Source organism: Planococcus sp. 1R117A (assembly GCF_051417975.1).
In the GTDB taxonomy this organism is placed as follows: domain Bacteria; phylum Bacillota; class Bacilli; order Bacillales_A; family Planococcaceae; genus Planococcus; species Planococcus shenhongbingii.
The window spans coordinates 264,613-290,037 of sequence record NZ_JBPRLO010000001.1 but is presented as its reverse complement, the minus strand read 5'-3'; the positions used below and the strand labels follow the sequence as shown (position 1 = coordinate 290,037).

Below are 25,425 nucleotides of genomic sequence, written 5' to 3'. Positions count from 1 at the left end.
GTTCTTTTGGCAATCAGTCTTTTATCTGCGTTCAGTTGAAATTATCTGCGCTCAGAAATCTTTATCTGCGCTCAGAATTTTATATCTGCGTTCAGTGAGATTTATCTGCGTTCGACAAAACCCGGCATAGCCGATTTTTCAAAATCAACAACAAAAAAGCACTTCAGCCCGTGGGCTGAAGTGCTTTATTCATTGATTAAAGGCGTTTGTAGCTATGGAATTTCTTGCCCCAGTAAGGGTCGTTTACGCTTTTCACTTCAGCTTTTGATCCGCCGGCATGGACGAATTGGCCATTGCCGATGTAGATCCCAACATGTGAGATTCCAGCTTTGTAAGTGTTAGCGAAGAAGATCAAGTCTCCAGGTACTGGATTGCTGACAGTTGTAGATTCCGCGAACTGAGTGCCAGTTGTGCGTGAAACATTCTTGCCGGCTTTTTTGAATACGTATTGGATGAACCCGCTGCAGTCAAAACCGCTTGTAGTCGTTCCGCCAAATTTATATGGAATTCCTTTAAGAGACAATGCGATTGAAACAACTTCAGAAGATGAAGCTGAGTTTGAAGCTTTTACTACTTTAGTAGAAGCAGGAGTCAATAATGTGCTAAGAACCCATCCGGCTTTACCGTTGACTTTCACTTTGTACCAAGTTTTAGAGCCGACTTTCTTTTGGTGAGTTGCAATAACTGTAGCGCCTTTTTTAGCGACGGTTACCACTTTATATTTAGTGCCTGCATCCAAACGGATGTTAGAGTTGTGTTTTGTTTTGTATTTGCCAGTTTTAACAGTTGCTTTAGCTGCTGCAACTTGCTCAACTTCCCCGGTGTTAACTTGTGCTGTATGTGAAGACTCAATGGCTGGAGTAATAGTGTTGGAATTAAATGCTGCCTCGACATCAACAGCTGAGTTAGTAAATATCAATGAACTAGCTGCGAAAAGAGTGAAGACTAATTTTTTCATTATTTTTCTCCTAACATCCTTTGTTATCCCCAAATAGGATTTTGTTTGTTTCTTTAATCTGTTACTTACTATAAAGAGTCGAAGGTTGAATAACAACGTCAATTCGATTGCAGTTATATTACAGTTGTATAACAAAAATATTTATGGTTAATAAAACCAGTAGTGTCAAGGGTTCCGGAGTTTACATGATTTTAAGAAAAAGGTTTAAATTTAATGAAAAACGGGTTTTATATTAGATTACAGACGTTTTTATGACTTAAAAAGACATTTACTACCTGTTTATGGGTATTAAAGAAACTGTATGGATGACATAAAAATTGGAAATGAACATTAAAAAACTTGGAAATATGTTTAAAAATCTTATGCATATACCTAAATATTCAGAAATTATTACAACCAAATTATGGTATTAATTAAAAATGAGGAATTATCATATAATTATCAAAAGAAATAAAATTTTGATTAAATCGGTATATTTCCTACACTAATATAACGATAGAATATTTCTAATGTAATTCCAGTAGTCAGCAAGCTTTTATTGGCTTTCAGAAGCGCCTCTTTTTGACAAATGGAGCTCGATAAACTACCCTTAAATTATTCAGAATATTCCATTTAAATGAAGTGGGAGGGAAATGGCATGATCAAGATACTGTCCATAGACGGAGGCGGTGTTCGGGGCATTATTCCAGCCATTGTGTGTGCGGAAATAGAAAGACGGACAGGAAAGCCGATTTGCGAACTTTTCGATTTGATCGCCGGAACATCCGCCGGAGGAATTTTGGCGCTTGGGCTCGTGGTGCCGGAAGAAGGGGATGCGATTAGCCGCATTCCGAGGTATACAGCGAAAACGCTTGCGAAACTGTTCAAAAACGATGCCCATATCATTTTCGATAAATCGATTCTGTTTCGCATACCCGGCGGGCGCTATGTATATAGAAGATATCCGGATGACGGCATGGAATTTGTCTTGGAAAAGTATTTCAAAGACGCCATGATTTCCGAGTCGCTGACTGACGTCCTGATTCCCAGTTACGAAATCCAGCTGCGCAGTCCCGCCTTTTTCAAAAGCGCCCAAGTAAAATCAGAGCATCCGACGCAAATGGATGTATTGATGAGAGATGTCGCCAGAGCGACGTCCTCGGCACCGACTTACTTTACACCTGAAAAAATCGAGACGCTTCCGGAACTGGCGTTTATCGACGGCGGCGTCTATGCCAACAACCCGGCCATGTGCGCCTATGCCGAAGCAAAGGCAATTTTTCAAGAAGAAACTGATTTTCTGGTCGTATCGCTCGGCACCGGCGAAGCCAACGCACCCATTCCATACGAAGAAGCGGTCCACTGGGGTCATATCGGCTGGTCGCGGCGCATGCTGAACATCATCATGGATGGCAGCTCCGATTCCGTTGACTATCAATTGAAGCAAATTGTGACACCGCTAAAAGGGGAAGACCGTTATTACCGTTTCCAAACCGAACTCGGCAAAGACACCGAGCCCATCGACAACTCCGATCCTTTTAATATGGAGAAACTCGAAGCACTGGGCATCGGCATCATCCGCAACAGAGACAACCAGCTTAAACTCGACAAACTATGCGAGCAGCTGCTGGAATAACAGAAATAAAGCATTCGCAGTTTTTCTCTGCGAATGCCTTTTGCTTTGGTTGCTAAAGAGGGAGAAGTTGTAACTCAAAGGGAATTGGTTGTAACTCGTGCTGAAAAGGTTGTAATTCAAAGCCGATTCGTCGTAACTCCCACCAAAAAGGTTGCAACCCGCAAACTTCTATTCAACAGCCTTCTTACTCCTTCTCAACAGCCAAAAAATAATGCCAAGCAGGATGACGATGACTAAAGAATAACCGCCATTTACATAAGCGTTAGTACCTTCCACCAAATCAACCGCTTCTTCGTTCAATTCTTCAGCTTCTTCTTTCGGAATCTCAAAAGGATATTCCCAAATCCAATTCTCTTCACCCAGCGTCCCATCCATCACCAAAGTGTATGCCCCAGGCTCGAGTTCCCGGTTTTCCCAGTCGATGACAAAATCCATATTGGAGTTTGGCGCCATGCTGAGATCTCTTTTTTCGACATACACCAATTCTTCGCCGTCTTCCGACAGGACACGTGCGTCAATCTCTAAATCGTTGACGATTGCGGCTGTGCTGTTCTGGATATTGGCAGTGACAGCCGTCCGATAATTGACGAGTGACGGCTGCACCGTTTTCAAGGCCAGTTCCGGTTTTATCACTTTATCTGTTTCTGACAGCATCAAGCCGACAACATAAGTGTATTTGTTTTGGATCTGAATTCCTGCGTCTTCAGTTTCTTCATCTAATACCTTCTCAAAATAAAGGCCGCCGAGAATCACTCCGTCAAACGCTTCGTCTGGCATCTTAAGGAGAACCGTGACGGTTTCTGAGCCGTTCGCCGGCACAGTAACCAATTCTTCTTGCAGCTCAGCAATATTGGTAATGGGCACCGCCAAACTTTCATCGGTTTCCGCATCAATTTTCGTGTAATCGATGATGCCATTGCGGTTGGTGACCGGATTATTGATCGACGCCTTCACTTTCATATCTTTATTTGTGCTGTTCCAGACAGTGACGGTCAGTTCCTGTTTCTGGCCCGGCTCCATCAATAAATCAAAATACGTCTGCTTTTTATCGATTTGATTGGCTGGAATATGGGGCTCGACGCTGTATCCGACTTGTCCATCGTCCGCAGCAGCCGGGGAACTCCCCAGTGCTAAGAACAACAGCGGCGCAATCATTAAGCAAAATAATTTTTTCACGCTAATCCCGTCCTTTTGATCAATGAATATTTTATTTCTCAGTTAGCGTCAGTTGGAGTCGCGGACAGCGTCCAAGTGATCGTTGATGAAAAATCAGCTTCTGAAGCTTGCCCGGCAGGAACCGTCAACGTCACATTATTGTTTGTGTTTTCGGCAGTGCCAAACCACCGGACAAGCCATGAGCCCAGTCCAGTATTTTCTTCCGCTTCTGCAACTTTCGCGGAAGCCGTGCCGTCAGCAGCAAGTTTGATCACATTTTCGGCTGTTGGAGCGGCAAACGTATTGGTGCTGGCTGCCACTACAGCAGGGTTCATAAATGTGATTTCGGCACCGTTCAAAGCGGATGTGTTATCGCTTGAAGTGAAAGGAGTCGCACTCGCCGTCACTTGCCAGCCGAGTCCGCCTCCGCCGCGGCGGTCTGTCACTTGGATGAAGGGACGCAATGATTCAGATTCATACGTCTCTTCTTCTAATGAAACCTTCTGATTTCCGAAATCAATAGAAGAAACGTAATCCAGGCTCAACGGTCCAACTTGTCCAGTTGGTGGATCAACCGGATTCTCGGGGTTTTCCGGGTCCAGTGGAACATTTGGATTTTCCGGATCTAATACAGGCGGTACATCAACAGGAGCGGTAAACGTAATCGTCGCTTCAGAAGAAGCAGGACCTTCCGCGAAAACAGCCGGTGTTAATAGGGATAAAGAAAGCAATGATGCAGTTCCAATAAATGCGAATTTTGAACGATTCATAAGTAATATTCCTCTTTTCATTTATTTTTAGGTGGACAACTTATGGAGCATCCACAAGTGTCCAGGTAATTTCTGTGGAATAGGTTTCCGGGCGCGCTTCCATGGTATCCAGCTCAATCACCAGCCCGTGGTTTCTGGGCCAGGCAACTGTGGTGTCCGCTGATGTTCCAGTAATGCCGTGATGGACTTCCAAAGCAGCGTCATTCAACGGCCGTGCATGGCCGCTGGAATCGATAAACTTCAGCGCTTCCGGCAAAGCATGGGCAGAAGAAGTGGAAGTCAGCGGCCGGTTGATGTGGGCGTGAATGATCCAGTCGCTGCCGTTGCCTCTTGTATCTGATACGATAATGCCTTGTTCCGGATGAGTTCTTTCTATAGTAGTCATTCCGTTTCCAATCTGGGTTTCTTTAAAAGCGATGGTCTCTGGTACGCTTTTGAATTCCAGAATCCCGGACGCTGGAACTGTCAGCACGCCACGGGCAAGATTCTGTTCTAATAAAGAAACGTCAACAATCTGCCGAGTTGCCTGGGCATAGAATACGTATTCATTCTGTTCGGCAGCAGGAGGGAAAGCATCAATAGTAAATGCCAGTTCAAAGCGGTAAGTAGAAATTAGCCCTAAAGAAATCAAACCGCGGGTATTGATGACCACTTGATTGCCAATGAGCTGAATATCGCCGGTCTGGAAACTTCCAAGCGAACGGCCAACTTCAATGCCCAATAAGCTAACAAGCGGAACATCGAAAGAGGCAGTCATATTGCCAGCATCCGCAAGTGCAGCCAATTCCGGAGGCAGCGAGAAAATCACATATGTATTTTCCAGTAAGTTCAGATTCAAAATACTGCGCCCTGAGTAATTGAGCTTAACTGTCTGCCGGCCATCAGTTTGCGCAATCGATGAGGCTTTCAAAGTCGTATTTGTCAATAAACCCACATCAAGCAGCCCGCCGGATGCTTTTGGCTGTGGGGCAGCTTGAGGTTCAACTGGCATAGTCTCTTCAAGAGGAGGTTCTGGTTGTTCAGAAACAAGTTCCGGCAAAAGTTCCTGTTGCGGTAAATCATCTTGTGCAGGCAATGTTTCCGGTGCACTAATCGGCTCTTTTTCAGATGCTTGCTCCTCCGGCAGTTTTTCAGATAGGACCGGTTCTTCTAGCGTTTCGTCAGGAGGTGCAGGTTCCGGCAATTCATCCTGAGACTGCGAAGGTTCTTCAGGCGGTTTTTCAGAAGAAACAGGTTCTTCTAAGTTTTCATCAGGAGCTGGAGTTTCTGGCAGCTCTGCCGGAGAAAGCGGAGGTTCCTCAGGAAGCGGTTCAGGTTCGATCGTTTCGTCCTGAAGCTTCCCGTCCTCATCCGGTTTTCCAGCAATCAGTTCTGGAACTTCTTCTTCCGGTAGTTCCGCTTCCGACACTTCGTCTGCAGGCGTTTTGGAATCCGGCTCTACTGAAGAAAGATCATACTCGCTTTCCGGCATTTCATCGGAGGCGCTGTTTGCGTCGCCGATCGCTTCAACTAGCAACGGAGCGCGCAGCTCATAAAAAACAAACAGTAAAAGCGTGATTAAAATAGTGAACTTCAAACGTCTTTTCATGAGTAGTTGCTTTAAATCCACCTTTCAGGGGAAATCCATTTATTTGGAAGTATAGTTTTAATGTACCAGGAGACTCGTTGAATATCAAATTATTTACAGTTTAAATTTATGTTAAAACGGTTCGATATAATCATAAAAAAGAGCTTATTTTAAATTTAATAAATCAGAAGTAGTAAAAAAGACTATTAAAATTAGTGAGAGAATTTCAAGGGAGACTGAAAAATCCTTCTAAATAAAGGATTCTGCTATTAATCATGAGCGGAAAAAGAAGAGTAAATAACAAAAAACTGTGGTAAATACTTTAGACCTATCGGTGGATAGATTTAAGCGAAAATGAGGATAGATTCGAGACTTAGCTTTTTAAAAAAATAGGTAAAAGTACTTAGTTGAAAACTTATCTTCTTTTACCGATGCATTTCTATTTTAAGAAGTAAAAATCCCAAACCAGATTGCTGTCCATAAGCTTCAGCTCTGAACGGGCTCAAAACATGGTCCTTACATGGATGCATTCGCCCAGGCGAATGCAAAAAAGAAAACAATCAAAGAAGAAAAGTGGGTGCTGCATGGGAGAGGTTGCAACTCAAAGGGATTTGGTCGTAACTCACGCCGAAAAGGTTGTAACTCGAGCCCAATTCGTCGCAACTCACGCCCAAAAGGTCGTAACCCATAACTTCCAATATTCCAAAAGATGCATTTCGCCCAGGCGAAATGCGAAAAAGAAGGATCTCTTCTATAAAAGAGGTCATTGCCCTAACCCCTAAAGGCACACCCCGTCCACCACTCTCCGAAACAATCGGTTTAACCACACCTCTCCGAGGGGAAAGGAATAATGCTGCGGGTACCAAGCCTTAAACCTATACATATATTTTCATCGGAAGGAGATACACAGATGGCACAACGAATTCACTACATGGACTGGCTGCGTGTAATCTCCATTTTTGTAGTGGTCGGCATTCATGTAGTGTCGAAAATCATCAACTCCGGCTCCTATACAGCGTGGGAATGGCAATATGCCAATGCGATTGCTTCGGCTCTGCGCTGGTGCGTGCCGGTCTTTTTCATGTTGAGCGGGGCATTACTACTGACCCGGAAGCCGGACGAACCGGTAGGAGGGTTTTTGAAAAAGCGGCTGGCAAAAGCGCTCATTCCGCTGATTTTCTGGAGCGGGGTGTATACGGCTTACAATATTTTCGAGAAAGGCGAATCCTATACGATTTGGGAAATGATTAAGCTGTTCCTCAGCGACGACGTGTATTACCATCTTTGGTTCCTTTACGTCATCATCGGCTTGTATGTGATGGCGCCTTTCTTGCGGATCCTGGTCCATCATTTGTCGCAAAAAGCCTTTCTCTATTTCCTGATTTTCTGGTTCGTGTATTCCGGCGTTTTGCCGTTCGCACCGAAATTCTTCGGGTTTGAACTGGCCATCCCGGCAGGCATGTTCGAGCCGTATATCGGCTATTTCATGCTGGGGGCTTACCTGTACTTGTACCCGGTGTCGAGAAAAACCCTGCCGCTGCTCGGATTTTTGGCCATCATCGGCTATTTCATCACCTATTTCGGCACAACCCTTCTGACGGAGAGCCGGGGTGAATTCGACGATTTCTTCTATGAACATTACCGGCCGAATGCACTTGCCATCACACTGTTCATCTACATCGGATTCCAGCATCTCGCTGCGAAAATCAAACCGAACCGCTGGATCACCCGGATGAGCACCGCGACGCTCGGCATCTATGTGATCCATCCGCTCATCCAGACCTATCTCCACAAAATCTTTGGAATCAATGAAATGACCGGAACGCCGATCATCGGCATCCCGCTGGTATGGATCTTGATTTTCTTCCTGTCATTTGCCATCATTTTGCTGTTTCAAAAAATACCGGGCGTCAAACACATCGTCCCTTAAAACCGTTCGCCTCTTTGGTGGACGTTTTTTTATTGCTTCCAAAAAATAAAACCAAATCGACACGGTTTTCTCCCCTCAAAAATGAAAAACTATGGTAAATTATAGTTATCAATAAATTATGAATGTTCAATAAAATTTACTATTATTCTAGAGGAGGAAAAACCTTGAAGAACAGGAAGGCCTTATTCATGATCTTTTTAATCGCCGCCTTGGTATTCAGCTCACTGGCATTCGGTACTGCACAATCCGCCAGCAGCGAGAACGCCAGCGTCCCGGGTTCCGGCAAAGCAGCTACCGTCCCGCAGCAATTATTGAAGCCGCAGCAGCCGAAAAAAGAAGTCCGCATCATCGTGGAACTTAAAAAAGAACCGGCCATCGAAAGCGCCACGGACAAAGGCATCCTCTACAGTGAATTGCCGGATGCCACAAAAGAAACCTTGGAAGCCGCTGTTGCAGCCCAGCAAAAGTCGGTAAAAGCCTCCGTCAGCGATGTGGCACCGAATATCAAGTACCTGCAAAGTTTTACGACAGTATTCAACGGCTTTTCCGCCACTGTCCCAGCAGGCCAAGTAGCGAAAATCGGTGATCAAGCCGGCGTTAAAGCGGTCTATGAAGCGACCGAGTACCAGCGGCCGGAAGTTAAGCCGGAACTGAAGCATTCAAAAGAACTGGTCCAGGCACAGCGCGTCTGGAACGACTACGGCTTTAAAGGGGAAGGGACGGTTGTCGGCATCATAGACACCGGCATTGACCCGAATCATAAAGACATGGTGTTGACCGACAACTCAACCGGTGAAATCACCAAAGCGGAAGTCGATGCCTTGCGGGCGGACGGCTCGGTCCCGAACGGCCAGTACTTCTCCGCGAAAGTGCCGTTTGGCTTCAATTATATGGACGCTAATAACGAAGTCCGCGATATCCGGCCGGACGCCTCGATGCACGGCATGCACGTCGCCGGAACCGTCGGCGCAAACGGCAACGAAGAAGACGGCGGCATCCGGGGCGTAGCACCGGAAACGCAGCTATTGGCCTTGAAAGTGTTCAGCAACGACCCCTTATACGAATCAACGTACAGCGACATTTACATCAAAGCGATGGACGATGCCATTAAATTGGGCGCAGACGTCCTCAATTTATCAATCGGGGCCACTGCCGGATTCGTCGATTCGACGGACCCGGAACAGCAAGCCGTAGAGCGCGCGACCAATAACGGCATCCTTGTTGCCATTTCAGCCGGCAACTCGAATCTGTTCGGCTCCGGCCATTTCAATCCGCTGGCGGAAAACCAGGATTACGGATTGACCGGCTCACCGAGTGTATCACCCGATTCTTTTGGTGTGGCGTCTTTTGAAAACGACGTCATCACCGCCAAAAGCTTTGCTTATAAGGTCGCAGCACAAGAAGCCCAGCGCGGCATTTATTTCCTGGGAAATAACGCCGATCCGACCGAGCTGCCGCAGGATACCTATCCGGTAATGGATGCCGGGCTCGGAACGCCTGCTGATTTTACAGGGAAAGATTTCAAAGGCAAAGTGGCACTGATAGCCCGAGGCGGCATCACGTTCGTTGAAAAAGGCTTGAATGCCCAGAAAGCGGGCGCCGTCGCCGTCATCATCTACAACAACACGACAGGCACGGTCGCCATGCAGTCCGACCCGGCCATCAAGATTCCATATATGTCAACGCTGCAATCCGTCGGCCTGGCGATGAAAGCAGGGCTGGATGCGAAACAGCAAGTGACCGTCACATTCGACGGCCAGTATTTTGAAGTGCCGAGTGAAACGGCCGGCAAAATGAGCGCCTTCACTTCCTGGGGGCCGACGCCGAACCTCGATTTCAAACCGGAAGTCACAGCACCCGGCGGCAATATTTTCTCGACTCTCAACAACAACGAATACGGCTTGATGAGCGGCACGTCAATGGCTTCTCCGCATGTGGCCGGTGGAGCGGCGCTATTGTTCCAGCGCATTGAAGAACAGGAACTCACCGGCCGCGACCGCGTGCAGCTGGCGAAAACGCTGATGATGAATACCGCCAATCCGGTAGTGTTCTCACAAGGCCAGTTCGTGTCGCCAAGACGCCAAGGAGCGGGACTCATGCAGCTCCACGATGCACTTTCAACCCGCGTGCTCGTGACTGATAAAGAAACAGGGAACGGATACGTGGCCTTGAAGGAAATTGCCGGCAACCAATTCGGCATGACGCTGACCGCTCAAAACACATCGGATCAAGCGGCTGAGTTTAACGTCACCGTCAATGTCCAAGTCGACGCCGTGACCAATGCCAGCGGCAAAGTCGTCACGTCGCCGAACGAACTCGGCTCACTCAATATCACGGGAGACGCAGAAATCGATGCACCGGCCACCATCACCGTTCCCGCTAACGGAACCGTCGATATTCCGGTGACCGTGGATGTTTCAGGAGCAAGCGAACAGCTCCAAAGCAATTTCACCAACGGCTTCTTCGTTGACGGCTTTATTACCTTGACCGATGGCAATGAAGAAGTGACGGGCAATACCGCGCTCGCCGTTCCATATTTCGGCTTTAGCGGCGATTGGGACGACGCCCGCATCTTTGACCGCTTCGCCTGGGATCCGAACACGTTCTATGGTTTTACGCTGCTCGCTGACCCGACCGGCAAAATCATCAACGGCAACAGCCATTCGACCGGCTACGAACCCGGACGCTTCGCCTTTTCACCGAACGGGGACGGCGTGCTGGATGCTGTCATTCCGGTCTTTTCATTGCTGCGGAACGCCAAGCAGTTTGAAGTGAATATCCTGAACGAAGCAGGCGAAAAGCTGCGGACGATTCGCTCCGACGAAGAATTGCGCAAGAACTTCTCAGCGACCGCACCCGACCTGCCGTACGTGCTGAATCCGCTGTATGCCTGGGACGGCAACATCCTTGGCAAAAAAGCGGCAGACGGCAAATACCGCATCCAGTTGCGGGCAGTCATCGATTATACGGACGCTGAATGGCAATCGATCGATTTCCCGATCATCGTCGATACCGTAAAACCAGTGGCAACGGTGACATTCAATGCACAAACCAAAACCATTCAAGTGGCCGGCTTCACGGATAATCCGGGAGGCGGGGGAGCAGACCGCTGGGAAGTGTTCTTGAATAACACCGAACTGACGGAAAACACTGCAACTCCTGCAGACGAATCGCTGGCGCCAAGCGTGGCCACTTACACCGTCGCTGCTGAACTCAAGCCGACCGACAAGCTGAAAGCCGTGTTCTACGACACCGCTGGCAATAAAACCGAAGTGGCGCTGCCAACAAGCACAACAGTGGCACCGGCGGCAGAAACGGACAAACCAGTCATTTACATCGATGCACCAGCCGTGCTGTCGACGCATAAAACCAAAACCGTCGAAGTGACAGGGCGGGTGGAAGACGCATCGAAAGTGACGTCGCTCACCATCAATGGCCAAGTGCCGAGAGAATTCAACGGCACGGCGTTCAAACACACATTGACATTTGAAGACGGCACCCAGCACGTCACCATAAAAGCGGTCGATGAATTCGGCAACGACATGGAAATCCGCCGCCGGATCTTCGTCGACACGACCGTTCCTGCCATTGAATTGATCGATGTGCCGGAAACGATTGCGGCGGATGAAGACGAAGCGGAAATCACCTTCAATATCAAAGACAACTTCGACCAGATCCGTGTCTATTTATTCGACAGTGAAATCTACGCCCACCCGATAAGCCGGAACGATCAGGTCGATTTCAATGAAAACATTACTGAAACAATCGAAGTGCCGGCAACAGGACCCAATAATTTCACGCTAGTCGCCGAAGACTTAACAGGGAACCGGTCACAAATCACTTTCACCATCATTAAACAAGCACCTTAAGCCAAAAAGACGTTCCATCAGCTCGGGCTGATGGAACGTCTTTATATATCATCCAACTTCAAGCAATTTCTGCTTCAACGCTTCCAACTCTTTTTTCCGCGCCAGATAATCATCTTCACCGGCTTCTTCCCAAAGCTCCAGATCCGCCCCACGCTCGATCGACTGGATCGCTAAATGGCGCACCTCTTCTTCCAGGCAATTGTTTTCCAGCTGCACAGCCGCCAGTCCGATATACACCAGTGACATCACTTCAAAATCTTCCTCGGGATGGAACTCCTCCAAATACTCATCCAGAATGATCGTCGTCGCTTTTTTAGACGACAACCCTTCTTCTATATAATCAATAAAGCCATCCTTCACATCACAAGTCGTATCATCATCAAATATCCCCGTACCCCACGCGCCCATTTCTCCACTCCTGTTTTTGTTTTTAACTAAAATTTTACATTAAATATATATTTAATCAATAGAGAAAATAGAATATACAGAAATTTTTCTATAAACATTAAGGGAACAAAAGATTTGTCCTTTTATAAATCGCTTCGGACGCTTTGGGCAGGACTCCCGCGATGAGCCGAGAAGAACACTCGTCTCATCGCTTCGTCTCGCCCTTGGACGCGCCTACGCTAGATAAGCTTTCGATAAGAGAACTTTTCACTTATATAGCTCATTGATTATTAACTACTTAGATATGGAGCAAAACAGCGGAGACGCCTGCGGGAAAGCGAGACAGCCGAGACCCCGCAAGACGCGCAGCGGCTGAGGAGGCTTGGCGCTCGCCCGCGGCAAGCGCAGCTGTTTTGCGGAATATCTACAGCTGAAAATTTTTGACACACTCATATAACCAAGCAACAATCCCTCACCAAAATCCATCTTTGGAAACCACAAAAATAAAATTGGTAATTATTTATTAAAAAACCATCAAACTAATAAAAAAACGTGATAGAATTGAATTGTTTAAGATTTCAGATAATACATAACAATTCGAAGGGGGAAGTTGATTTTGGAAAAACAGACGTTTTGGAAAGTCTTCAGCAGCATAGTGGCACTTATCATGATTCTTACCTTGCTGTTCCCGTATCCGGCCGCAACACCAGCTGCAGCCAACAGTCCATCTAAATCAGCACCGCAATCAGAAAGCCAGCTGCAGATGCAGTCGGCCATCGCCGAACAGGCGAGATTGCTCGAAAGAGGCCCGACTCTCCATAAAGACTTGCAGGGTTTGCCAAGTGATAAACAAGTCAAGGTCATCGTCCACCTTTCCCAGCGGCCAGTAGCCCTCGAACAGGGGATCCAGGCTTCAGCAGGGAAAACCATAACCCGGGCGGAAGTCGGCGCAGTGAAAGCGGCAGTCGTTGCCCAGCAAACAGCCGTGAAAACGCAGATCCAGTCCCAGCAGCTCTCGGTGAAGGAAGGGTATTCGTATAACACCGTCCTGAACGGCTTTTCAGCAAAAGTAAAAGCCGGAGATCTAAAAAAACTGCTGGCAATCAAAGGCGTCATCTTGATTGAACCGGACGTCCGCGTGCAAGTCATTCCAGTTGTTCCGAAAAAGCAGGCGCAGGCATCTCTCAGCTCAAGCTCTTCGTTTCTCGGAGTCGATAAACTGTGGGCGGAAGGAATTGAAGGGAAAGGGGTCAAAGTAGCGGTCCTCGACACAGGGATTGACCGGGACCACCCGGAATTCAAAACAGTCTATAAGGGCGGAAAAAACTTTGTGCCGAATTCCAGCCAGTATGCGAAGCCACGGGCCAAAGATGACCCGTCTGAAACCAAGCCATCGGAGCGCCCGGCAAATCAGCTGCCAGTAGATCCATATGGCAATAAATTCGCTACGTCTCACGGAACGCATGTAGCAGGAATCATCGCTGCGACTGGTGCCAATGATTTCGGTTTCAAAGGGATTGCACCAAAAGTGGACCTCTATATGTACCGCGTCCTTGGAGCTTACGGCGCCGGGGATATTTCCCAAGTGATTGCCGGAATCGAAGAAGCGGTGATCCAGGATATGGACGTCATCAATTTATCGCTTAACGGGTTCAATACCTCAGAATCGGAAGCGATGGCTTTTGCGCTGAACAATGCTGTGCTGAGCGGAACAACCGCAGTGGCGGCAGCGGGGAATAACGGATTATACCGCGGGTCGGTCGGAACGCCGGCCACTTCGCGGCTCGGCATCGCGGTCGGCAATTCCACTTTGCCGGAAGAGCGGCATAAAGGGACGATCAATGCAACAGCAGGCAGCTTTAAGCTGACGAAAGCCCATAATTTGATGGCCACAACGATCAACAAAGATCCAGCCAAACAGCTGGCAGGATCGCTGCCGGTAGTCGCTGTCCCGGAAGCAGGCAAAGCAGCGGACTATGAAGGCCTTGATGTAAAAGGCAAAGTGGTGCTCGTCGCCCGGGGCAAAAACGAATACACCGATAAAATCCGGATCGCCAAACAAAAAGGGGCAGCGGCCATTCTAATCCATAACGTCCGGAACACAGAAGAAGCCCCGGGACCGTCCGGCGTATTCTTCGGCGACTCGCCGGACTTTATCCCGGCGTTCGACTTGTCCCGGACAGACGGGGAAGCATTGCGCTTGGCCTTGGCAAAAGCGCCGGGAACCGTATCCTTCGGGAACTTCACCAAGACCGCAACAGCCGGCGATGTGATTTCCGAAACCAGCTCGAGCGGACCGACAACGCCGAACTATGACATCAAGCCGGATATTATTGCACCGGGCATGAACATCCTGTCCGCTATCCCGATGTATAAATCGGATTTCCCGAAAGCCAATTACAGTGACGCCTATATCCGCAACTCAGGGACTTCCATGTCGGCGCCGCACGTCACGGGAATCGTTGCCCTGATGAAACAAGCGCATCCGGACTGGACAGCGTCCGATTTCAAAGTCGCTTTGTCCAATACCGCGAAATTACTGGATACTAAGAAATACGACGTGTTTGCACAAGGCTCCGGCCGCGTCCAAGCTTATAATGCCGCCCATCCGGCTGCACTCGCCTATGTGCAGGACAAAGCTGTGCAGAACCAAAGCGGAACTCAAGTTGACAACATCAAAGGCTCGGTCACGTTCGGCACGCAGCCCGTCAAAGAAAAGAACATTTCCGTCTCCAAGAAAATCCGGGTAAAAGACATCACCGGCAAAGGCGGCAATTACAAAGTCACCATTGATGTGAAGAAAACAGCGGGCAATGCCAAAGTGACCGTTGATAAACCGGCATTCACACTGGCCGGCGAACAGCTGCTGAATGTCACATTGACTGCTTCCAAGAATGCCAATGCCGCAGTGGGAGATGAAATCATCGGCTATATCCGCATCTCGAATGGCACCACAACGATGGCGTTGCCGTTTGCAGCTGATTTGAGCGGGGTCCCGATAGTTGAACTTCAGTCCTTGCAAATTTCCGAAGCGGATCTGTCATTTAACGGAGATGGCATCAACGACAAAGCGGTCGTCAGCTTTACAGTGACCGGAAATCTGGCGCAAAATTCCTTGGAAATCTATAACTTGATCCAACCCGACCCAAATATTTTTGAAGACACATATATGGGCCATATCCGCTTAGCGGCTTCGATGAAAGCCGGGAAAAATGAGATTGCGTTCAATGGAAAATACCGCCCGTGGTACGGAGGGCCACTCACGACGCTTAAGGACGGCTTGTACCAATTCAATTTCTCAGCCACTCCGGCATCGGGAAATCCTGGGTTCATACAAGAAATCATCTTCCCGGTCTTTGTGAAAACAACCGCACCGGCAATCAGCGGCTCCATCAAAGAAGGGAAGCTGACCGGAAAGGTTACAGACAAGTACATCGACTATAACGCCGAGCTTGAAAAATACGGCGCCGGAGTAAATTATGATTTGAACACCAAATTGAAAGCGTCGTACGTCATCACCCGGAGCGGCAAAGCGCAAAAAGCCGTGCCGTTCAATCTGGACCAAAAAGGTGGATTCAACGTCACCGTTAAAGGCTTCAACGCACAAACCGACTCTGTAAAAGTCATCGTAACGGACGCCGCTGGTAATAAAGGCCAGAAAACAATCAAGTAGATAATGGAATGAAAAAAGAGTGCAGGAATAAATCCTGCACTCTTTTGTATGGGAAAAGCAATATTAAGGGACAGCGACCAAAAAGGGGATTTCCCATGCGCGAGGTTGTAACTCACGAGCAATTGGTTGCAACTCAAGCCGCATTGGTCGTAACTCGCACCCGATTCGTCGCAACTCACCCCGAAAAGGTTGCAATTCATCAATCCAGTCAGCCTCCATCACATTCTAAATAACTCTCCCAATGCCAAACTGGATGCTTTTCGCCCCGGCGAAAAGCGAAAAAACCCCTAAAACTTTTACAAGAACATTTCCCATTCCTCCTTCCACTAAGAAAGACATATATGATATAAATTTACTAATAACGCTAAATAATAATAATTCAGAAAGCTCATACAATTCCTGGTTTTCCCCATTATAATGAAAATGTTGGGCTAATACTGATAAGAGGAGATGGAAAAATGCCAATTAACAACAAAGCGGCAATGACACTGGCGGCACTTGTATTAACTGCAAGCGGTTTATCAACTGCTATACCTGCGGAAGCGGCAAACGAAGTCAGCGCCAAAGCGGTAGAGCAAAACAAAGGCCAGGAAAAGAAGGAAGTTTCGCTCCGCATTTTAGGTACCTCCGATTTGCATACCAATTTTGTCAATTACGATTATTACCAAGATAAAATTTCAAATAGTTTAGGACTTGCCAAAACCGGCGTCTTGATCGAACAGGCACGCAAAGAAAACCAGAACACGCTGCTGTTCGACAACGGCGACTTGATCCAAGGCACGCCGCTTGGCAGCTATTCGGCGAATGTCGATCCGCTTGAAGATGGCGAAAAGCATCCGGCATACGCAGCGCTTGAAGCACTCGATTTTGACGGCACGACATTAGGGAACCACGAATTCAACTACGGCCTTGACTATTTAGATGAAGTCATGGACGACGCTGAATTCCCGGTGCTGAACGCCAACGTCTACGACGCGAAAACGAAGCAAAACCGCTTTACGCCTTATGAAATCATCGACAAAGAAGTCGTCGACGGCCGCGGCAAAAAAGTGACCGTCCAAGTGGGCGTCATCGGCGTAGTGGCTCCGCATATCATGAAATGGGACCGTGCGCATCTTGAAGGAAAAGTATACGCGGAAGATGCGGTGCAGACTGTAGAAAAATTCCTGCCGAAAATGGAAAAAGACGGTGCTGATATCATCGTCGTGCTGTCCCACTCCGGCATGGGCGACGCGGTGCATGAAGTCGGCGAAGAAGACATCACCTATCAGCTGTCTGCACTGAAAGGCATCGATGCCATCATCACCGGCCATAACCATGCACAATTCCCGGGTGCTTATAAAGACCTTCCAAATGTAGATCAAGAACAAGGAACCATTAACGGCACTCCGGTCGTCATGCCTGGCAAATTCGGCAGCCATTTAGGTGTCATTGATTTGCAGCTGGCGCCACACGGCCAGGACTGGAAAGTCATCAAAGAAAAAGCGGCACTTCGCGCCATTGATGCGAAAACAGATGAAGTCTCTGAAGAAGTCGTCGAAGCGGTAAAAGAAGCGCACGAAGCGACAATCGAGTATGTCCGACAGCCAGTGGCTGAAACGCCTGCTCCGATCAATTCCTACTTCTCATTAGTAAAAGACGATCCATCTGTCCAAATCGTCAACAATGCCCAAACGTGGTACGTGAAAAACAAAGTAGCGGGCACAGCCAATGCTGACTTGCCGATCTTGTCAGCGGCAGCGCCGTTCAAAGCCGGAACCCGCGGCGACAGCAATTATTACACCAATATCGACAAAGGCACAATCGCCATCAAAAACGTAGCGGACTTGTATGTCTTCGACAACACCGTCTTTGCGTTGAAGATGACAGGCGCTGATGTCAAAGAGTGGCTTGAAATGTCTGCAGGGCAATTCAAGCAAGTCAATGCAGCAGCAACTGGGGAGCAGCCATTGATCAACACCGATTACCGCACCTACAACTTCGACGTCATCGACGGCGTTGAGTATGAAATCGACGTTACTCAGCCGGCGAAATATGATGTCAACGGCAAACTCGTGAACGCAAGCGCCAGCCGCGTTAAAAACTTGAGCTTCAACGGTGCGCCAATCGACCCGGCTCAGGAATTCCTGGTCGCAACAAATAACTACCGTGCAAGCGGCACATTCCCGGGCGTCGTCAACGCCAGTGAGAAAATCGACTTTGCTTACGAAAACCGCCAAGCGATCATTGACTACATGGTGCAGGAAAAAACCATCAATCCGTCTGCAGACGGCAACTGGGATTTTGCCCCGGTAGCAGGCGATTTGAATATTACTTTCGAATCGTCACCGGCAGCACAGAAAGGGATACCGGCTGACAGCGGCATCACTTATATCGGTGCCGGCACAGACGGCTTTGCCAAATACGGCATCGACTTGAAATAAAACCAATAAGAAAAAGGCATTTACGACCAGTGTAAATGCCTTTTTCTTCTGGAAAGCACGTTCAAAGAAACAAATGGACGGCTTATACCAAAGTCCAGTTATAAGAACTTGTAAAATTAAGCATAAAAAACCTCATACTTTCCAAAAACTAGTATAATGGAGTAAGGATAGAATTAACTTACTGCAAGTATAATTTGAAGGAATAAGGTTTAGGACTGTATAAACTTTAACACTCATTTAAACTTGCTGTCATTACCATTTATAATCAATTCCCAAATGGTGTTTTTCTCACTAAACAAGCTTTATCATCATTATTTTCTCTCTATCCAGTTTCAAAGTCACAAACAAGAAAGCTCGAAAGAGACAAATGAATCAAAAAACAAGAACCATTTTATTAACAAATATTGACTTTAATGACATCGCTCTGTATGATAAATAAGTTATAGAGACTCATAATTCTGATAGGAGGTTTAGCTTTGTCCGTAAAAGTGATGGTAATTATTCCGGCATATAACGAAGAAGATTCGATTGTCCAGACTGTGGAAAGCATTAAGGCGGTTTCTCAAATTGACTATATCGTCGTCAATGACGGCTCGACTGACAGAACCCGGGATTTACTTGATGAGCATGGTTTTCATCATATCGATTTACCGATCAATCTTGGAATTGGCGGAGCGATGCAGACGGGTTACCGGTATGCCCGTGACCACGGGTATGACTATGCAATCCAACTGGATGCGGATGGCCAGCATAATCCTTCAGACTTGAAAAATCTCATAGATGAAATCATAGAAACAGATTATGACATGGTCATCGGTTCGCGGTTCGTCGAACAAAGTGCCTATAAAGGCAGTTTGCCGCGCCGGATTGGCATTTATTACTTTTACCGTTTCATCCATCTGTTAACAAGGATGAAAATCACGGACCCGACTTCGGGGTATCGCATCGTCAACCGGAAAATCATTGAATCATTCAGCAAGTATTACCCAACAGATTATCCGGAAGTGGAAGTGCTGGTAAACTTATCGAGAAAGAATTACAAAATCAAAGAAATAAAAGTGGAAATGAATCAGCGCCAAGGCGGGAAGTCGTCCATTACTCCAAAAAAATCAATTTACTACATGTTTAAAGTAACGTACATTTCATTGGTGCGATCAGTATTATAGGAGGGGCTTCATGGTTCAGGGAATTTCAATTGCAGTGGCCATTCTGTTTTTAGTTCAAGTGCTTTTTTATACATCCAAAAACAAACTGCAGGATCAGCAGGCGCTCATTTGGTTAGTCCTGTCTTTTGGCGGTTTGATGCTCGCTTTGTTTTTACCGGTAATGAACTCCGTTTCACATTTTTTAGGAATTGAATACATGCCATCGCTTATTTTTATGCTGGCATTCCTGATTATCCTGACAATGCTCGTATTTCAGACGACGACTGTCACCAAGCAACAGACACAGATTAAGCAAATTGCACAACAGCTTTCCTATTCCATGAAAATTATAGATGAAATGCGTAAAGAAGCTGAGAAAAGAGACGATAAAAATGTTAGTTAATTACCTGCTTATCTTATTAAATACAATGATACTAGTTTCCGGGCAGTTTTTATGGAAATTCGGAATGGTGAACAAAGAGAACAGTTTTGGTTCCTTAGGCGAAGTCATCAAATTGATGGTGTCGCCCTATATCGTAACGGGATTGACGATGTACGGCTTTGCTACTGTACTTTGGCTCTTCATCTTGACGCGTGTTCCTTTGAGTGTAGCCTATCCACTCCAAAGCCTGGCCTATGTTTTTGCGGTATTCGGAGCTTTCTTCATCTTCAATGAACCGCTGTCGTTGATGAAAATCGTCGGCGTGCTATTGATCATGATTGGGGTTTCATTCATCGGTTTTTCTTCGGGTGCATAATCTTGAGCAGGAAAGTGTGAGGACTTTATCTATGAATAAAAAACTGTTCGTTCTAATCAAATCAAATTACTGGCTCGCTGTTATTTTAGCAGTTGGATTTTTGCTTCGTCTTGGTGTCATCGTAACTTATGGGAGTGATTTATCCCTTCAAAGCGATGACAAGGGGTATGTGAAAAGCGCCATCAACTTGCTCAACACCGGCATGCTGACCTATCATGATCCGGATATGCCAACAGTCCATATTATGCCTGGCCAATCCATTCTTCTAGCATTCATTTTCCTGCTATTCGGCAAAGGCAGCTTTGGCATATTAATGGGGAAATTGATTTTTATAGGGATTGGCACATTCAATATATTCATGGTCTATAAAATCGGGAAAATCATCGGTAATAAATTCATCGGGTTATTGTCTGCGGCGATGCTTGCGATCTTCATCCCACAAATCCTGACCGATAATCTATTCATTACAGAAACACCGTTCATGGCAGCTTTGTTTCTGCTTCTGTACTATTCCATCAAACTTGCAAATGAACCAAGCAACTGGAAATATTTCTTTATCCTGATGTCATCTTATTTAGCCGTGGTTATGTTCAAAGCCACGTTCGCACTGTACCCCGTTCTGCTGCTGATTTATTTCATCTTGAAAAAGTACCCGGTGAAAATCGGGCTTAAGCAGCTGGGTGTGGCAGCCATCATGCTGTTAATCGTACTGGGGCCATGGTGGGCAAGAAATTATGTGCAGTTCGGAGACTTCATCCCTCTGACAGGCGGCGGTGGAAATCCATTGCTTCTAGGAACGTATCAGGGAGCTGGAAAAGAGCTCGGAGACCCCTACCAAGTAGAGATGGACCGCAATTATGAGCAATACGAAGGACAGAACACTTACTATAGATTGCAGGGTCAAAATGAACTCGCTAAAGAACGGATCAGCATGTGGTGGGCTGAGGATAAGGAATCTTTTTTGGAAACTTATTTGAAGTTAAAACCGATTAAACAATGGGAGACCCATTTTTACTGGATAGAAATCTACGGTTTTTCAAAGTGGCAGATCAATATCATCCATCAGCATATTGTCGACTGGGCTCTCTGGTCTTTGATTGCGCTGCTTTTCGTGAGGCGGCGCTGGAAAGAATACCTGCTGCTGATCAGCATTATTGTCTACAATCTGGGACTCAATTCGATATTCTTTGCATTTCCGAGATACAACCAGCCGCTTATGTTCATCTTGTTCATCGGGATTTCCACAGCGGTGTATGTGCTTTATCGATTAGTAGTGAAAATAGTTAAATTCTTTCAAAGCCAAAAGAGCGAAGTAAATTCGTTTTCTAATGAGTGAGACAACGCATAATGCAAAAGGAACCCGGAAAGAACGGGTTCCTTTTGCATTTTCATGGGGAAGAGATCAGTCGGATGCTTTTCGCGGGGGCGAAAAGCGGATCAGGAAGGCATTCGCTCGCGAAGGCCTTTTTCAAATAATGGGCTTTCCCGGGGGCGAGGTTGTAACTCGCAGGCAATGGGTTGCAACTGGAGCCGCATCGGTCGTAACTCGCACCTGATTCGTCGCAATTCACCACTAAAAGGTTGTAACTCGAACATTCCAAGCCACCCAGCCACAACAAACACCCCAAAGCCCCAATGACATGCTTTTCGCCACGGCGAAAAGCGAAAAAGAAGGGCATCCTCATTAATGCCTGCTCATTCCTTTGGAGGTTGCAACTCGCCTCCAAAAGGTCGTAACTCGCACCCGATTCGTCGCAACTCACCGAAACTACACCTATATTATAGTAGAAACTCCACCAGCCAACCCACAAAAAAACATAAAAAAAGCCAGCCGAACCAACGACTGGCCACACAAAAACTATTTCATATAAACCCGCTGGACAGAATCGCCATGTGATGCCAAACCCATCTTCCGCAGCACATATCCAGCCGCATGCTTATCCTTCAAGCCGAGAAACTCCCAGCACTGGGCATTCGAAATCACAGGCGACACAAACTCGAACCAATCATCCAAAGCGCGGAAATAGCCGTCCCGGACATCCGACTGGCATTTTACGCAAACATGCACGCGCTCACTTTTCCGCGCACAAACCGCTCCACAGCTGCCGCACAGCACGCCTTTTTTCAAATCCTTCACTTGATAACGGTACACATCCTGGTAATTCATCTGGGGGAAAAGGGTATGGTGGTCAATGACAAGCTGGCCGGCACGCGCCAATTCTTGGGGAGACATCGGCAGCCCGGTCCGGGGGAGGGAAGAGAGGAACCGGTTCAGCGAATAACCGTAAATCACAGGCACTTCTTTCGGCGCCTTTTCAATCAGCGTCGTCGAGTATGGCAGCACCACGGCCGTATAAACAGGAAGCAGAATACCAAGCCGCTGGAATAAAATCAGTAACTCTTCTCGTGCATTCCACGCTTGCGTCACAGGCGAATTATAACCGAAAAATTTGCCGTCACGCGTTTCTTGCTTCATATGAAAACTTTGTTCATCAAACGACAGCGTCCCGGAATAATTCTTCACTTCAAGCACTACAGCAAAATGCGGAGTCAGCACCACCGTATCAATCTGGCAAAAGCGCTCATTCAGCTGTAGATCGCCAATAATGACAGGAGGCTCCAGCCAGCGTATTCTCTTCAATAACTCATCAATCCGCTGCTCGCCGCCAAAGCCGGCTCTCGCTTTATAGTGGTCGGAAACAATATCTTCATGTTCCATCTTTAGCCGATGCATCAACCGGGGCAGCACCTCCAGCAAAACCGGCGCCTCACGTTCTTTCATAAACATAGCATCACTCCTTTTGCCACAGTATACCAATAACAGGATAAAAAGAATTCAATGAAAATCAACTGAATCCATCAGCCTAAGTAAAAAACTTCACTATTTATTAACGAAAAATTGCTGGTCACAACCGACTATCTTTCTTTCGAAGGGGGTATATTATATAAACAATAACTAATCGAGTAGGGGGAAGCCGCTATGTTTTGTTCAAATTGCGGATGCATGAACAACCTGACAGCGAAAAATTGCCTCAACTGCGGCCGGCCATTGGACCGCACCACCCGAATTAGAAAATACAAAAGACGCCAGCGTTTAAATTTCTTCATCGCAGCCATCCTGTTGCTCGGCACAGGGTTCGGCTCAGCTCGAATATTCTATCAGCCAGTACCCGATCAGCCTTCAGCAGCAGTCGAAAACGCAACTGCCACCCAGCCGCAAACCAACCCGCCCATTAAAGAAGTGGTCACAGAAACCGCAGATCCACCAGAAAACGCCCAACAATCAGCCCAGCCCGGAACCAAAGCCATAAAAGACATTATCAAAGAAACCCAGCAAAAAGTCTTCACCATCAAGACCGGTTCAGCATACGGCTCCGGCTTCTTGTTTACGGATACCGGCACAGTCGTCACCAGTGCTCATTTGATCATCGGCTATACCGATGTTATGGTCCGTACAGTGGAAGGCGTAGAGAAGCCGGGAACAGTCATCGGCATCTCGGAAACTTATGACATCGCATTGATCCAAGTCGATGCGTTCGCTGGGGCAAAGCCGCTCCAAATCGAGCAAAACCCGAGTGATGTCGGAACCGAAGTCATCGCGCTCGGCAGTCCATCCGGCTTGGAAAATACCGCGGCAATCGGCTACTTGACCGGCACCGACCGCGATTTTGACCATGAATTCCTATACAAAGACATGTACCAGATCGATGCCCAAATCGCACCAGGTTCCAGCGGCGGCCCGCTCATTGATGCCGTCACTGGCAAAGTCATCGGCATCAATTCACTCTTGTTGAATGACGGCAACGCCATCGGCTTTTCGATTCCCATGTACTCAATGAACGAGCTGCTAAAAGACTGGGCATCAGAGCCGATGACCGAAAGGGAAGTGGAAGAAGTCTATGACACTTACGACGGCTTCGGTTGATAAAGAATACAATAATACAAAAAAAGACGCTTCCACGAAGGGAGCGTCTTTAAAATTCATCTTATTTAAGTCCAGTGGCTCTTTTCACCAACGCGTTGCGGCGTTGCTTTTTCGTGTTTTCATACTCGTTGACCACTGATTTCACATGAGACTCGGCAAGGCCATGCGCTTTCAAATCCCGCTTCATCACATCAACCACTGCATAAAACGCGGCATCCATATTTCTTTCAAGATCTGAAGCTGCTTTCGTGTACTTGTTATAGTAGCGAGCATAGTTAGGTGAATCATCTGCTTGATATTCTCGGTAAGCCACCGCAACTAAGTCGTCAATTTTTGCATTGGCTGTATCTTCAAGACGAGTCAATGAAGTCTCGTATTTCCCTTTGATCTGAGCAACCGTCACTCGTTTAGTGCCGTTGTTTGATCCGTTATTGCTGTTGTATCCATTACCGTTGCCATTGTTAGATCCGTTATTGCCATTTGAACCGTTGTTCCCGTTGTTAGATCCAGTAGTTCCATTTGCATTCTTGCCAGAACCATTGTTATCGTTCGAGCCATTATTTCCGTTAGAAGAATTCCCACCAGTAGAAGCACTAGCAGTTTGGCTTGTGTTTGCAGCAATTGCTACAGCTGCAGCAGAACCGTTGCTGTTAGAAGAACTTGGCGAGCCTTCACTTGATGAACCGGCACTTGAACCAGCTGTATCTTCAGTGTCAGTTTCTTTCGCTTCTTTGTCTTCTTTAGTTTCTTCGTCTTTCTCTTCAGTGACTTTGCCATCCGCGTCTACAACAATCTTGGTATCATCCGGCAAATCAACTTCAATTTCTTCTTTTGTCACTTCATCCACGTTTTCATCCGCTGATTCGTATTCTTTGAATTCGAAAGCGTAAACCAAGTAACCTGCGATAGCCAACAACACAACAGTTAAAGCGATTGTTAATTGTTTCCAATACTTTTTCACATTACATTCCTCCTGAATAAAATCCTTCTTTTTACATTATCATATCTTAAACACTGAAAGTACTTCTTTTTTAAGCTTAATAAAATTATTACAAAAGATGAGTGCTAAACCTGTTTTTTCAATACACTAAAATAATACCACAAAAATAGAGCAAAAAGAATGTCTTTTAGTAATATTTTGTAAAAAATATTCAAAATTCGAACTATAAGACCATCCGAAATATCTTTCATCATAGGAATTTCCAAAAGTCAAATGAATTTTCAAAAAATATATGCAATATTACCCAAAA

Annotated in this window: 17 protein-coding genes; 10 read left to right on the top strand and 7 right to left on the bottom strand. The window is 46.7% G+C overall.

What is annotated here, in order from left to right:
- Positions 1-196 precede the first annotated feature (196 nt).
- Complete coding sequence (locus ACSFXN_RS01245) at positions 197-958, bottom strand: C40 family peptidase (protein WP_437148392.1); 762 nt, start codon at positions 956-958, stop codon at positions 197-199.
- A 637-nt stretch (positions 959-1,595) separates the two neighbouring features.
- On the opposite strand from ACSFXN_RS01245, the gene ACSFXN_RS01240 reads away from it, so the two are divergent.
- A complete protein-coding gene (locus tag ACSFXN_RS01240) occupies positions 1,596-2,573 on the top strand; it encodes a patatin-like phospholipase family protein (RefSeq protein WP_437148391.1) in 978 nt (325 codons plus the stop codon).
- Between the two features lie 168 nt (positions 2,574-2,741).
- Here the strand turns inward: ACSFXN_RS01240 and ACSFXN_RS01235 are convergent, their stop codons facing one another.
- Genes ACSFXN_RS01235 through ACSFXN_RS01225 form a run of 3 tightly spaced genes read right to left on the bottom strand, consistent with a single transcriptional unit; the run spans position 2,742 to position 6,086 of the window.
- The gene (locus ACSFXN_RS01235; RefSeq protein ID WP_437148389.1) at positions 2,742-3,749 is read right to left on the bottom strand and encodes a DUF916 and DUF3324 domain-containing protein; all 1,008 of its coding nucleotides are present in this window, start codon (positions 3,747-3,749) and stop codon (positions 2,742-2,744) included.
- A gap of 38 nt (positions 3,750-3,787) precedes the next feature.
- Positions 3,788-4,498 carry a WxL domain-containing protein gene (locus ACSFXN_RS01230; RefSeq protein WP_437148388.1) on the bottom strand — a complete coding sequence of 237 codons (711 nt, stop codon included), beginning with the start codon at positions 4,496-4,498 and terminating at the stop codon, positions 3,788-3,790.
- 40 nt (positions 4,499-4,538) lie between these two features.
- Positions 4,539-6,086 carry an adhesive domain-containing protein gene (locus tag ACSFXN_RS01225; RefSeq protein ID WP_437148387.1) on the bottom strand — a complete coding sequence of 516 codons (1,548 nt, stop codon included), beginning with the start codon at positions 6,084-6,086 and terminating at the stop codon, positions 4,539-4,541.
- 889 nt (positions 6,087-6,975) lie between these two features.
- Between ACSFXN_RS01225 and ACSFXN_RS01220 the strand changes: the two genes are divergently transcribed.
- Together ACSFXN_RS01220 and ACSFXN_RS01215 are read left to right on the top strand one after the other, a co-directional pair.
- The gene (locus ACSFXN_RS01220) at positions 6,976-7,995 is read left to right on the top strand and encodes an acyltransferase (protein WP_437148386.1); all 1,020 of its coding nucleotides are present in this window, start codon (positions 6,976-6,978) and stop codon (positions 7,993-7,995) included.
- Positions 7,996-8,159: 164 nt separating this feature from the next.
- On the top strand, positions 8,160-11,864 hold the full coding sequence (locus ACSFXN_RS01215) for a S8 family serine peptidase (protein WP_437148385.1): 3,705 nt from the start codon (positions 8,160-8,162) through the stop codon (positions 11,862-11,864).
- 48 nt (positions 11,865-11,912) lie between these two features.
- Here the strand turns inward: ACSFXN_RS01215 and ACSFXN_RS01210 are convergent, their stop codons facing one another.
- Positions 11,913-12,272, bottom strand: a complete 360-nt coding sequence (locus tag ACSFXN_RS01210) for a MarR family transcriptional regulator (protein WP_437148384.1) — start codon at positions 12,270-12,272, stop codon at positions 11,913-11,915.
- Between the two features lie 595 nt (positions 12,273-12,867).
- Here ACSFXN_RS01210 and ACSFXN_RS01205 point away from each other — a divergent pair.
- The 6 genes from ACSFXN_RS01205 (at position 12,868) to ACSFXN_RS01180 (ending at position 21,586) form a co-directional block, all read left to right on the top strand.
- Positions 12,868-15,924 (top strand): S8 family serine peptidase, encoded by a 3,057-nt coding sequence (locus ACSFXN_RS01205; RefSeq protein ID WP_437148383.1) that lies wholly within the window; start codon positions 12,868-12,870, stop codon positions 15,922-15,924.
- A 458-nt stretch (positions 15,925-16,382) separates the two neighbouring features.
- A complete protein-coding gene (locus ACSFXN_RS01200; RefSeq protein ID WP_437148382.1) occupies positions 16,383-18,347 on the top strand; it encodes a bifunctional 2',3'-cyclic-nucleotide 2'-phosphodiesterase/3'-nucleotidase in 1,965 nt (654 codons plus the stop codon).
- Between the two features lie 491 nt (positions 18,348-18,838).
- On the top strand, positions 18,839-19,513 hold the full coding sequence (locus tag ACSFXN_RS01195) for a glycosyltransferase family 2 protein (protein ID WP_437149140.1): 675 nt from the start codon (positions 18,839-18,841) through the stop codon (positions 19,511-19,513).
- Positions 19,514-19,523: 10 nt separating this feature from the next.
- Positions 19,524-19,895, top strand: a complete 372-nt coding sequence (locus tag ACSFXN_RS01190) for a DUF2304 domain-containing protein (protein ID WP_437148381.1) — start codon at positions 19,524-19,526, stop codon at positions 19,893-19,895.
- A complete protein-coding gene (locus ACSFXN_RS01185) occupies positions 19,885-20,250 on the top strand; it encodes an EamA family transporter (RefSeq protein WP_437148380.1) in 366 nt (121 codons plus the stop codon). Before ACSFXN_RS01190 ends, ACSFXN_RS01185 begins: the two co-directional genes overlap by 11 nt.
- A gap of 31 nt (positions 20,251-20,281) precedes the next feature.
- A complete protein-coding gene (locus ACSFXN_RS01180; protein WP_437148378.1) occupies positions 20,282-21,586 on the top strand; it encodes a glycosyltransferase family 39 protein in 1,305 nt (434 codons plus the stop codon).
- Between the two features lie 522 nt (positions 21,587-22,108).
- Here ACSFXN_RS01180 and ACSFXN_RS01175 read toward each other — a convergent pair.
- Positions 22,109-23,038 carry a nuclease-related domain-containing protein gene (locus ACSFXN_RS01175; protein ID WP_437148377.1) on the bottom strand — a complete coding sequence of 310 codons (930 nt, stop codon included), beginning with the start codon at positions 23,036-23,038 and terminating at the stop codon, positions 22,109-22,111.
- Positions 23,039-23,230: 192 nt separating this feature from the next.
- Between ACSFXN_RS01175 and ACSFXN_RS01170 the strand changes: the two genes are divergently transcribed.
- Complete coding sequence (locus ACSFXN_RS01170) at positions 23,231-24,175, top strand: trypsin-like peptidase domain-containing protein (RefSeq protein ID WP_437148376.1); 945 nt, start codon at positions 23,231-23,233, stop codon at positions 24,173-24,175.
- 61 nt (positions 24,176-24,236) lie between these two features.
- Here ACSFXN_RS01170 and ACSFXN_RS01165 read toward each other — a convergent pair whose 3' ends face one another.
- Positions 24,237-25,136, bottom strand: coding sequence for a hypothetical protein (locus ACSFXN_RS01165; protein WP_437148375.1), 900 nt, complete (start codon positions 25,134-25,136; stop codon positions 24,237-24,239).
- Positions 25,137-25,425 lie beyond the last annotated feature (289 nt).